At 48.4% G+C, this 12,456-nt stretch carries 8 protein-coding genes and 1 rRNA gene (1 of these 9 cut by a window edge); 6 read left to right on the top strand and 3 right to left on the bottom strand.

The genetic code is table 11. The features are described 5' to 3' along the window. Positions 1 to 564 precede the first annotated feature (564 nt). From EL262_RS09815 to EL262_RS09825, 3 genes are all read left to right on the top strand, one after another. Positions 565 to 2,430, top strand: a complete 1,866-nt coding sequence (locus EL262_RS09815; protein ID WP_025839083.1) for a 2-oxoacid:acceptor oxidoreductase subunit alpha — start codon at positions 565 to 567, stop codon at positions 2,428 to 2,430. 18 nt (positions 2,431 to 2,448) lie between these two features. Further along, on the top strand, positions 2,449 to 3,480 hold the full coding sequence (locus EL262_RS09820; RefSeq protein ID WP_025839081.1) for a 2-oxoacid:ferredoxin oxidoreductase subunit beta: 1,032 nt from the start codon (positions 2,449 to 2,451) through the stop codon (positions 3,478 to 3,480). 263 nt (positions 3,481 to 3,743) lie between these two features. Beyond that, a complete protein-coding gene (locus EL262_RS09825) occupies positions 3,744 to 6,797 on the top strand; it encodes a serine hydrolase domain-containing protein (protein ID WP_078735936.1) in 3,054 nt (1,017 codons plus the stop codon). A gap of 94 nt (positions 6,798 to 6,891) precedes the next feature. On the opposite strand, the gene EL262_RS09830 is transcribed toward EL262_RS09825, so the two are convergent. After that, positions 6,892 to 7,464, bottom strand: coding sequence for an NUDIX hydrolase (locus tag EL262_RS09830; RefSeq protein WP_025839079.1), 573 nt, complete (start codon positions 7,462 to 7,464; stop codon positions 6,892 to 6,894). A gap of 26 nt (positions 7,465 to 7,490) precedes the next feature. Beyond that, complete coding sequence (holA, locus tag EL262_RS09835; protein ID WP_078735927.1) at positions 7,491 to 8,513, bottom strand: DNA polymerase III subunit delta; 1,023 nt, start codon at positions 8,511 to 8,513, stop codon at positions 7,491 to 7,493. 48 nt (positions 8,514 to 8,561) lie between these two features. Here holA and EL262_RS09840 point away from each other — a divergent pair, with 48 nt between their 5' ends. Continuing rightward, entirely contained in the window at positions 8,562 to 9,002 is a 441-nt protein-coding gene (locus tag EL262_RS09840; protein ID WP_025839075.1) for a type I restriction enzyme HsdR N-terminal domain-containing protein, read from the top strand. A gap of 95 nt (positions 9,003 to 9,097) precedes the next feature. Here the strand turns inward: EL262_RS09840 and EL262_RS09845 are convergent, their stop codons facing one another. Then, positions 9,098 to 9,733, bottom strand: a complete 636-nt coding sequence (locus tag EL262_RS09845) for an outer membrane beta-barrel protein (protein ID WP_025839073.1) — start codon at positions 9,731 to 9,733, stop codon at positions 9,098 to 9,100. Between the two features lie 370 nt (positions 9,734 to 10,103). Here EL262_RS09845 and EL262_RS09850 point away from each other — a divergent pair, with 370 nt between their 5' ends. Together EL262_RS09850 and EL262_RS09855 are read left to right on the top strand one after the other, a co-directional pair. Continuing rightward, complete coding sequence (locus tag EL262_RS09850; protein ID WP_025839071.1) at positions 10,104 to 11,174, top strand: YeiH family protein; 1,071 nt, start codon at positions 10,104 to 10,106, stop codon at positions 11,172 to 11,174. Positions 11,175 to 11,624: 450 nt separating this feature from the next. Further along, positions 11,625 to 12,456 (top strand): 23S ribosomal RNA (locus EL262_RS09855); it runs 2,065 nt beyond the window's last position.

Raw genomic sequence — 12,456 nt, forward strand, 5'->3', positions numbered from 1 at the left:
CGAAAAAGGTCGTATGATTTGAATCATCAAGTCGTACGACTTTTGTCATCAAGTCGTAAGATTTGATTTCTCACCTTCCGGGACTTTGTCCGAAGCTTCCCACGCAACGAGCGGAGGAGCCTTGCCATGAGCCTTGAGGACGGGACATGGGATGTGTCCCGACGGTTGACAGAATGTGTTCTGTCCCTTGCCAGAGACATTTCTGTGCGTTGACAGAATGTACTCTGGTCTATGACCGAAATATCTGATAGCGGAAATTTGTCTTTAATCTTCTTGGTGTTTTCAAGGTCGACCTTTCGAGGTGGCTGATGATGGGAGGAGATTAGGCAATGAAAAGTGGTATGTATTCGAAAATGAGACGAAAACGACGGACGAATTGCATCATTCTCGGGTGATTTGTGTAAAAGTAGTAAGGGTGGGAGAGTCTTTTTTTTGCGAATTGATTAAATTCTTAGTAATTGATAGTTATATATCATTATAATGACTAACTTTGACTCGATTTTGAATACAAGCAAAGCTAAGATAACTATAATCATCTAGTACAATACACTAATATTTTCGACAATGAATCAAGAACCAATGATCGAGAGTCGTGAGGAGATCGTTATTCGATTTTCCGGTGACTCAGGTGATGGGATGCAGCTCACAGGGAGCCTTTTCTCGGATGTGTCTGCTATCCTAGGTAACGAGATTTCGACATTCCCCGACTATCCGGCAGAGATCAGAGCCCCACAGGGTACGCTCTCAGGTGTGTCAGGCTTCCAGGTGCGTATCGGTACATCGGGTATCCTAACTCCCGGTGACTATGCCGATGTCCTCGTCGCTATGAACCCCGCTGCACTCAAGGTAAACGCTTTGCAGATCAAGAAGAACGCTATCGTACTGATTGACCAAGACTCGTTTGCAGCCAATGACCTTCAAAAGGCGTTGTTTACGTCCGGCGATCCGTTCGTAGAGCTTGGCCTCGACGGTGTCGAAGTGCTCTCTGTCCCTGTCACAACCATGATCAAGGATTCGCTCAAGGATTCGGGTCTTGACATGAAGGGGATCGTGAGATGTAAGAATATGTTTGCCCTCGGGCTCATCTGCTGGCTCTTCGGTAAAGACATCACTCCTGCCGAAGATATGTTGGCGAAGAAGTTCGGCAAGAAGCAGGACATCCTCCGTGCCAATATCAAAGCTCTCGTAGATGGTTACAACTACGGTGCAAACACTCACTTGTCGGCTAAGACTTACCGTATCGAAGCCAACGAAAAGAAGGCTCTCCCCGGTCACTACGTAGATATCAATGGTAACAAGGCTACCGCTCTTGGTCTTGTCGCAGCATCTGAAAAGTCAGGTCGCGAACTCTTCCTCGGTAGTTATCCTATCACTCCTGCTACAGACATCTTGCACGAGCTCTCAAAGTTCAAAGCTATGGGTGTGAAGACTGTACAGGCCGAAGACGAGATCGCGGGTATCTGTACCGCTATCGGTGCTTCTTACGCTGGTGACCTCGCTGTCACCACTACTTCAGGTCCCGGTCTTGCACTCAAGAGCGAAGCCCTCGGTCTTGCGATGATGACCGAGCTCCCTCTCGTCATCGTAGACGTTATGCGTGGTGGTCCTTCTACAGGTCTTCCTACCAAGAGTGAACAGTCCGACCTCCTTCAGGCTCTTTACGGTCGTAACGGTGAGTCTCCTATCCCTGTTGTCGCTCCACTCAGCCCTGCTGACTGTTTTGATACAGCGTTCATGGCAGCTAAGATTGCTCTTGAGCACATGACACCTGTTATCATGCTTTCGGATGCTTATGTCGCAAACGGTGCTACTGCATGGAGAGTCCCTGAGATCGACTCTTACCCTGAGATCAAGCCTCCTTATGCAGATCAATATACAGGCGAAGCGGCTTGGAAGCCTTACTTCCGCAACGAAGAGACAAAGGTTCGTTACTGGGGTATCCCCGGCATGAAGGGATTTGCTCACAGAGTCGGTGGTCTTGAAAAGGATAATGTCACAAGTGTGATCTCTACCGATCCTGACAACCACCAGCTTATGGTCAACCTTCGTGAGGAGAAGGTGCGTCGCATCGCTCATGATCTCCCATTGCTCGAAGTCTTCGGAGACCAAGATGCAGATAATATCATCGTGGGTTGGGGTAGTACTTACGGCCACCTTCACTCAGCTATGACTCAGCTACGCAAAGAGGGCCGCAAGGTGGCATTTGCACAGTTCAAGTTCATCAAGCCACTCCCTCTCAATGCCGAAGAGGTATTGTCACGCTTCAAGAACGTCATCGTCTGTGAGCAGAGTATGGGTCAGTTCGCCAAGTATCTTGGTGGCGAGCTTCCACACCTCAATATTCTCAGATTTAACCGCGTGAAGGGACAGCCATTCAAGGTCGCACGCCTTGTTGAAGAGATTGGCAAGATCATGGATAACAACGCATAATGGACATCGACAATGGAAATGAAAATAGATAAAGCTGCTCTCGAAGGAGTAAAGTACGAGGCAAAGAACTTTAAGAATGATTCGCTCGTCAAGTGGTGTCCCGGCTGTGGTGACCACGCTGTCTTGGCCTCTTTGCACAAAGCTATGGCTGAGGTTGGTGTCGCTCCCGAAGATACCGTCGTGGTATCAGGTATCGGTTGTTCGTCACGTCTTCCATACTACATGAACACTTACGGCTTCCACTCTATCCATGGTCGTGGTGCTGCCATCGCTACCGGCGTCAAGACAGCCAACCCCGATCTCGGCGTATGGCTCATCACCGGTGACGGTGACTGTCTCGCTATCGGTGGTAACCACTTCATCCACGCCCTAAGACGTAACATCGACCTCAATATCGTCTTGATGAACAATAAGATCTACGGTCTTACTAAGGGTCAGTACTCTCCTACATCTCCTCGTGGATTTGTGACAAAGAGTTCGCCTTTCGGTACAGTCGAAGATCCGTTCATCCCTGCCGAACTCGTATTCGGTGCACGTGGTAAGTTCTTCGCACGTTCACTCGACGTGGACATGAAGATGACTCAGGACTGTATGATCTCTGCGGCTAAGCACCAAGGTGCAGCTGTCGTCGAAGTCCTCGTCAACTGTGTGATCTTCAACAACGGCATCCACAGAGAGTACTCTGATCGTGAGATCCGCGAAGAGCGTACGATCTACCTTCGCCACGGAGAGAAGATGATTTATGGTAAGAACAAGGATAAGGGTATCGTCCTCGAAGGTCTTGAGCTCAAGGCTGTGACCATCGGTCAGGACGGATATACCATGGATGACATCTTGGTGCACGATGCACACGAGCCATCACCCGTCCTCCACACCATGCTTGCGATGATGCAGGACGATATGCCTCTTGCTATGGGGGTTATCCGTGATGTCGCAGCTCCTTCGTACGAAACAGCTGTTGCTCAGCAGATCGCAGAGGTTCAGGCAAAGAGTGGTAAGGAAACACTCCAACAGCACCTCAACCGTATCTCTACTTGGGAGGTGAAGTAAGCAGATAGCTTACGCTATAATACATAAATACAGCAGAGCGTAACGATGTCGTCAAGTCCGGCATTCGTTGCGCTCTGCTTTTTTTTGTTCGGGTCTTCTTGTCACCAGACCTTTTTTGTCATGACTCAGGTAGAGAGGCTTGCTTGATAGACCTCGTGGTCGGTATCTTTCTTAGGAGCAAAGGAGAGCCTCGGATGGGCATACTATCCAAGGAGTTTTTTATATCTTTGGCAAGACTGATTACGAACCGAATACTTCTCATCATGCGATATATACATACATTGATTGCCCTGCTTGTTTCTGCTTCATCCCTCATGGCACAGAGGGTGCCAAATATCCTTGCCGGGCGCGAGGCCAAAGCCTATGCCTATGCGGACTCGGTGATGAAGGGCTTGAGTGACAAGGAGATGTTGGCACAGTTCATCATGCCTATGGTATGGCCCAAGTCTGATGCTCAGTCTCTCAAGAGCTGGGATGACATGGTGGCGGTAAAACGATATGGGGGAGTCCTCTTTCAGAAGGGTGATCCCAAGGTTCAGCTTGCCATGATCAACCACATGCGCAAGCGTGCCAAGATCCCCATGCTCGTTTCTGCCGATGCCGAGTGGGGGCTGTCGATGAGACTTTCACACACCTTGCGTTATCCAAAAAATATCATGTTGGGTGCTGCGGATGATACAGCCTTGGCCTACCGGTACGGCAAGGCTGTGGCTTATGAGATGAAACGTATGGGTATCCACATTAACTTTGCTCCCACGATCGATGTCAACAATAATCCCAAGAACCCCGTCATCGGTGTACGTAGCTTCGGCTCTATCCCTGCAAGGGTGTCGGCATTGGGGTTGGCGTTTTCTTCGGGCTTGGAGTCTGAGGGTGTGCTCTCTTGCGCCAAGCACTTCCCGGGGCATGGTAATACGGATGTCGACTCGCATAAGGGATTGCCTACGATCAATGGCACAAGGACTACGCTTGATGCGGTCGAGCTTGCTCCCTTCAAAGCCTACATCGATAAAGGCTTGGGAGCTGTCATGGTAGGACATCTCAAAGTCCCTGCTCTCGGTACGGGTGCACGTCCCACATCCATTGTCAAGGGGGTTGTTACAGGGCTGTTGAAACAAGAAATGGGCTTCGGGGGACTTGTAGTCACCGATGGGCTCGGTATGGAAGGGGTACTCACGGACAAGACACTCTCCGTCGCTGTCGAAGCCTTCAAGGCAGGCAACCATGTCCTCTTGGCTTCCATAGATCCGGCCAAAGATCTGCAAGCTCTCAGCCAAGCACTCTTATCAGGCGAAATCTCCAAAGAGGAGGTCATCCGACGTTGTCGTGAGCTCCTTGCCATGAAATGGGCCGTGGGAGCTCATCTTGCCGAACCTCTGTCTCCGAATGCCCTCTACGAAGACCTTGCACCTGTTGCACACAAAGCCTTGATCGAACAGATGAACGATAAGGCAATGACTTTGGTCAAGAACGATGACCAAATCCTCCCCATACGATCTCTCCCCAAGGGGGCAAGGGTCGCCTTGCTCAGGTACGGTACTCAGTCTTGTGGTACCCTGCTTCGGACGATGAAGAAGCACTACGAAGTCGCATCGTTTGCTCTCTCCCCCAATGCCTCTCAGCAGGAGAAAAATAATGTCTATGCCCAACTCAAAAATTACGATACTGTCATCGTTGCCTTGACCTCAGACAAGATTAGACCCGATGCCGGCATGATCACACTATCCAAGGCTACTCATACCATCCTTGTGGCTATGACTTCACCTTATGTGCTTCTGGCTTTTGATCGTATGATCCCACATGTCAAAGCCGTCGCCATAGGCTATGAGATGACCGAGGGGGCGCAACGCTCCATGGGTGATGCCCTCTGGGGGGGCAAGGGGTTTGAGGGTAAGTTGCCTGTAGATCTTACTCCTATTTTTAAGGTCGGTACAGGATTCAAGACAACGGTCATACGCCTCGGAGAGGGAGAGCCTGAGAACGTGGGCTTGTCTTCCTTGGGCTTGCAAAAGGTCGATGAGATCGCTCTCGAAGGACTGCGTAAGAAAGCCTATCCCGGCTGTCAAGTCCTGATTGCCAAGGAGGGCAAGATTGTCTACAACAAATCTTTCGGTACGAAAGATACAGCGCACAAGGATAGTGTCACCTCGGAGACCCTTTACGATCTGGCTTCTGTCACCAAAGCTATTGCCACTACCCCTCTCGTGATGATTGCCGAGGATCGACAGCGTCTCTCCATCAACGAACCCATAGGCAAGTACTTGGACTATCTGAGATACAGCAACAAGGGTGGAATCAAGGTCTCGGACCTGCTTCATCATACAGGAGGGATGCCGGCGAGCATCCTTTTTTATCATACCCTTATCGATCCGAAGTCTTATGTTGCGCCTTTGATCACCCATCGGAAGAAGAAGGGGTACCCCACACAGATAGCACGTAAGAGTTTTGCTCGCAGAGGGTTCAGGTATCTGAGCAGCATGGTGTCGAAAGATTCTTCGGCACTCTATCCCATACGCTTTGCGCCCAAGATGTATCTCCATGTGAGCGTTAAGGATAGTATCCGTGCAGCCATCAGGGATGCCGAGCTCAGTGTCCCCCGAAAAGGATTCAGATACAGTGATATCGACTTTCTCCTTCTTCAAGATATTTTGGAACAAGTACAGCAGAAGCCTATCGACATCCTCTTTGCCGAACAGTTGGCACAGCCCCTCGGACTGCATCGTCTGTTGTATCAGCCTTATAAGAGATTTGGAAAAGGAGAGATAGCGCAAGGTCAGACGGACAACTTCTTACGTCATGCCACACTAAGGGGGGATGTCGATGATGAGTCCGCTGCGATGAGGGGTGGTGTTTCGGGAAATGCGGGGCTGTATGGCAATGCCGAAAGTCTTGCGGTGCTTCTGCAGATGTTGCTCAATGAGGGAACTTATGCAGGTGCTCAGATCGTCCGCCCTGAGACTGTTCGAAAGTTCGCCACGGCACGTCATCGTACTTCGCCTTATGCTTTGGGCTTCGACAGACACCGAGGTAAGGGTGAATCCGGGCCGGTGGCAGATGTCGCTCCAATAAGTACCTACGGGCATACGGGGTTTACCGGCACATGCTTCTGGGTCGATCCCGAAAATAAGATCATCTTCATTTTTCTCAGCAACCGTGGGGCTTACAAGCGTTGGAACTCCGTCTTGCTCGAACTCAACATTCGTCCTCGTATCCAAGAAGCTATCTATGATGCTCTCCTAACTCCATTTCCGGGGCTACCCAAAACCGGACAAGGTGGCACACATCTCCCTTTCTTGAATATCGAATACGAAGAGTAACACTTCTATCCTCGAGACTATAACAGAACCCGCACATAATCAGTGTCCGGAGCACCTTCTGTCGGGCGACAAAAATGTGAGAGTGTAAGAAAATTTATTTCAATAAGTCCGGCTGTCGGGTAACTTTGGTAATCACCTTTGAGATCGACTCCAGCCCGAAGTCCTTGGGGGTTAGTTCGGCGATCGGGATGAGAAGGAGTTCGCTCACATCGTCTCTGCCTTTGCCCACATATGGGCTCAGATCTTTCATTTTGACGTGGAAGATGAGGTCTGTTGTGTGTACCTCAAATCCACTGTAAGGGTAGATATTCGGTTCTGAGAAAAGATAATGCAGAGGAGTGATGATTTGTGCTTGGATCTCCGAAGCATTCAGGTCGATGCCGGTCTCTTCGTAGAGCTCACGGATGGCAGCCTCTTCCACGGTCTCATGCAGATCCACAAATCCTCCAGGCAGGTCATAAGATCCACGTGCAGGCTCGTTCGCCCTTATTGCCACGAGCAGTCGATCTTGTTTGTCTGTGACGAGCAGAGCACAAGCCGACGAGGGGTTGAAGTAATAGACGAAGTCACAAGCTTCACAATGATTGGCCTTGACATTACGAGCGACAAAGGTGTGTTTGCCACAGCGAGGACAGTATTTGAACTGCGATAGAGGATGGGTATTCATACGAAGAAATCAGGATTGGAGCTCCGTCAGTGGAGTATGAAGTAGATCAAGTCCATGATGACCTCACCTTGGTCGGTATACCCTCCATACATTCCTTTGCTACGAGCATCACACTTACGGAGGTAAGAGATGATGTTGATCACCTTGGGAGCCGAATAGTTGCGCAGACCTGCCATGAAGTCTCGTACTTGGAAAGGTTTGGCGAGCCCCAAGTGTCTCATCACGCCACCTTCCGTCTTGTCCGGGGCATAAAAGGCGATCAGCAGGTCGCTGAAGTAGTTGAACAGCATCGATACCGTTGCTTGTACGGGCGAACCCTTAGGATCATTGGACATCATGATACCAAGTTTGGTAGCCTTGCCTCGATCCTTGTTGGCCAAGGCACTCTTGAGTTCAAAAACACTCACCTGTCTGGTCACAGAAGTGTACTTCTCGATCATCTCTGTCGTGACGAGAGGCGAACCACCCTCTTTGGCAATGACTTCGAGCTTCTCCAGCTCCTTGTCTATCTGAACGATGTCCGTCCCCAGATGCTCCATCAACATCTGCAGAGCCGAGCTGTCGAGTTTCAATCCGTGTTCGTCTGCGAGGTTGTCGATGTACTTATGCATCTCGTACTCGCGTATCTCTTTCGACTCTACTGCAAGGCCGGCCTTTTCCAAGGCCTTGAATGCCTTCTGTCTGCTGTCGGGCTTGGCTCCTTTGAACGAAAGAATGAGGATATTGCTTCCCGGTAAGCGTGTGGTGAGGGCTTCAAGAGGATCAAGACCTGAGAGGTGCTGGGCTTCGCGCACGACAACGACCACCCGCTCACTCATCATAGGATAACGCATCACCGTAGTGGTGACATCCGCTCCATTGGTCTCATTGCCATAGAGCAATGTGTAGTTGAAGTCCATCGCATCAGGCGACATATAGGTCGAGACGAGTTTGCGCTCGATCTTGTCCGTGAAATAAGGCTCATCTCCATACAACAGATATATATTGTGCGGAGACTTATCCTTTCGGATACTTTTGAGGACGGATGCGGGATCTTCGGATTTTGCCATTATCTTTGTGCCATAAATAGATTAAGCAAATTTATACCTTTTATCCTGATGAAGCAAGGCGAAGGCTCCGATAACACCACCGGGCGAGGGACAATCTTCGACCCCTTGCGACAGAAATATGTCGCCCTTACACCCGAAGAGCGTGTGAGGCAGGTCTTTGTGAAGTTTCTCATGGAGCGCATGGAATATCCCATGGGCTTGATGGCTAATGAGTATGCCATCAAGGTCGGGAGGTTGGAGAAGCGGTGCGATACTGTCGTCTTTGACAGGCATCTCACCCCACTTATGGTGATCGAGTACAAAGCCCCCCATATCGCTCTTACCCAAGCCGTCATCGATCAAGTATTCAGGTACAATTCGGTTCTCCGTGTCCCTTATATCGTTGTCACCAACGGCACGCAGATAGGTGTCTTCCGCGTCGGCTACGATGGAGCACCCACCGAGCAACTCCCTCATTTGCCCACTTATCCCTCTCTGCTCGCTCTTTGAGTGTTTCTTTTTTCAGTTCTTAATACTTGTCTTATCGACCTGTAAGACTTTTTTGTGGCGGACCGGTAACCCTTTCTTGAGGTGAAGAATAGAACTTAGAAACGATAGCCGATCGTTGCGTGTATACCGAAGATAGAGGGATGGTCCGAAAGGCTCAAGAGATGCATCGTGCTGTATTGTAGACTTAGCCCGAGCATCACACGGTTATACTCGATGCCTCCACCAGCCTGAAGTCCCACATCAAAGGTCTGAAAGATGTGGTCATCACGCTCCAAATCTATTTCGAAGGAGTGATCAGGTTTACCTGGCTTATTTTCATTTTTTATCCGCTTAGGTCTCTCATTTCCAAGTCCTAATTCCCCATAACATCCGCCATTGACAAATATATTTGTCTTGTCATTGATAAGAAAACGGGTATTGAAGAGTATGGGGACACTGAGATAGTGTGCCTTTTTGTCCTTGAGCTCGACAAAGCCCTTGTCTTTTAACATCAGCTTGTTCCCTTTCGAGGAGTAGTAGAGGCCCGCTTGGATAGAGAAGTCTACAGTCTGTCCCACCAAAAAGATATAGTCCATCGAGCCTCCGAGACGAAATCCGCTCTTGACTATTGAGCTTTCATTTTTGGATATATTGAAAGATTGGTAACCTCCTTGCACAATAAATGAATAGTATTGCTGAGCCATTGTCGGGATGCAGAGTAAGCTCAAAATGATGAATAAAATCTTTTTCATGACAAATCACTTTTATGTTCTTGACTTTTATCATAGTTTAGACATCATAAATATACGGGTTTTTATAAAACTCTGTGTTGGAAATGAGATTGAAATTCTATGAGTCTCTAAGGAATTTTTACTTCTTTTGGGAGTGGCTTCTGTGAGTTATATTCTATCTTTTTGATGACATAAGTTACATTTCCAATTGTTTTTTGAAAATAGTGAAGTGAACATCATTGTTGGGATATTCATTCTGTTTTGAGTCTAATATCGAAGTGTGAGAGACGCAACATGTGTACTCTTGCGTGAGCCCTTTTTGTTGAAATAATAACTAACTTTGGGGTGATTTTTAGGTTTTATTTTGAATTAGGTAGATATTTAGTGTTTTATGGATTCAGCAAAGAGACAAAACTTTTTCAGTGGGTTGTTGCTTGTCTTTGTTATGGCAGCGATAGCATGGGGACTCGGTATGATCCCATTTGTCGGGAAGGTGCTAAAGATCAGTCCGCTCATTATCGGCATCCTCCTCGGGATGTTGTATGCCAACACCCTACGCAGTCGGATGCCCGAGACTTGGATGTCGGGTGTGAAGTTTTCTTCCAAAAGGATATTGAGACTTGCTATCGTCTTTTATGGTTTTCGTCTCACTCTCGGTAGTATCGTCAGTGTCGGAGTATCTGCTCTTGTCATAGATATACTCATTGTCACATCAGTCATATTGCTCGGACTTTTTGTCGGAAAGTTGCTTCGTTTGGACAAGGAGACAACACTACTCACTGCCGTGGGGAGTGCTGTCTGTGGCGCCGCTGCGGTACTCGGTGCTGAGTCTGTGGTGAAGGCCAAACCCGAGAAGACCGTCATTGCTGTTGCTACTGTCGTCATCTTTGGGACAATCTCGATGTTGCTTTACCCTATATTGTATAGTGTGGGCGTTTTTGATCTTTCTCCTCAGGTCATGGGGATATACACAGGTTCTACTTTGCACGAGGTCGCTCATGTGGCCGGTGCAGGGGAAGCGATGAGTACTGCAAGTGGCGTAGCTGAGTTGGCGGGCATTGCGACGATCACCAAGATGATCCGAGTGATCTTGCTTGCCCCGGTGCTTCTGATCATCAGTTTTTTCTTAAATAGACGTAAGGGTGGTAGCGAAGAGCGAAGTCGTATATCTATACCTTGGTTTGCGATCTGGTTTATGGTCATGATCGGACTCAATACGCTTTTACTCCACTTGGCAGGTGAATGGGGTTTTTCCGAACAATATAAGATCATCATCAGGGTGATCGAGAAGATCGATACATTTGCCCTTACTATGGCGATGACTGCCCTTGGTATGGATGCTATGGTATCTAAGTTTAGGGAAGCAGGTATGCGCCCTTTTATCATGGCAGGGGTGCTGTTCTTGTGGTTGGTCGGATTTGGCTACCTTTTGGCAAGTACGGTGCCTGCGCTATGGGTATAGTCGGATTGGACTGAAAATATTTTTGAGTTTGATTCCTTGTATTATAAAGAGTCTCTAATTCAGATAGTTTTCGTTGTCTGAGGAAAGAATATCGATGTCTTTCTCAAAACTTTTTTGCTTTGGGTGTTGTAAGAATGAAAAGTTGTTCTTAACTTTGCACCCACATTCGCCGATAGAAGTATCGGGGATGTCACGGAAACGCGATCATAGACATATTGACAAGTAAAGAATAGAGAATAGAAAACGTAAACGAGAGAAACGAGTTCTACGCTTCAGCTGTTTGGCGCAAGTCGGACGGTTGTGGCGGAAGGATTTATCTCGGGCGCTATGCTTTTAAAAGAGTATAGTTTACGAAGTATACGAAATAAACGTAATAGTTCATTAGGAAGTTACTTTTTTGCTGTTGAAGACATAACTTGGCGTCCTTCGGGACACCGGGTAAAGATTCGATATAAAGCAGATAAGGGCAGACGGTGGATGCCTAGGCTCTAAGAGGCGAGGAAGGACGTGATAAGCTGCGATAAGCTGTGGGTATTGGCACATACGACTTGATCCACAGATTTCCGAATGGGGCAACCCGGCGTGTTTAACGGCACGTCACAGACACGATGCGTGTTTGAGCGAACGTGGGGAACTGAAACATCTTAGTACCCATAGGAGAAGAGAACAATAGTTATTCCCTTAGTAGTGGCGAGCGAACGGGGATGAGCCCAAACCGGTGTTGTTTCGGCAATATCGGGGTTGTAGGGTCTCGAATAAAGTGTACAGGAGGTATGTAGAGGAACGGTTTGGAAAGGCCGGCCATAGTGGGTGACAGCCCTTTACTCGAAACAGAAGACCTGCATGACGAGATACCTGAGTAGCGCGGGACACGTGTAATCCTGTGTGAATCCGGGAGGTCCATCTCCCAAGGCTAAATACTCCTTAGAGACCGATAGTGTACAAGTACCGTGAGGGAAAGGTGAAAAGCACCTCGAACAGAGGATTGAAATAGACCCTGAACCCGTCTGCCTACAAGCGGTCGGAGCACAATTAATGTGTGACGGCGTGCCTTTTGCATAATGAACCTACGAGTTACTGTGAATAGCGAGGTTAAGTGTTTTAAGACACGGAACCGAAGCGAAAGCGAGTTTTAAATGGCGATAGTTATTTACAGTAGACGCGAAACCAAGTGATCTACCCTTGTCCAGGTTGAAGTGTAGGTAACACTACATAGAGGACCGAACCGTTAAACGTTGAAAAGTTTTCGGATGAGATGAGGGTAGGGGTGAAAGGCTAATCA

The organism is Porphyromonas cangingivalis (genome assembly GCF_900638305.1).
Taxonomy (GTDB): domain Bacteria; phylum Bacteroidota; class Bacteroidia; order Bacteroidales; family Porphyromonadaceae; genus Porphyromonas_A; species Porphyromonas_A cangingivalis.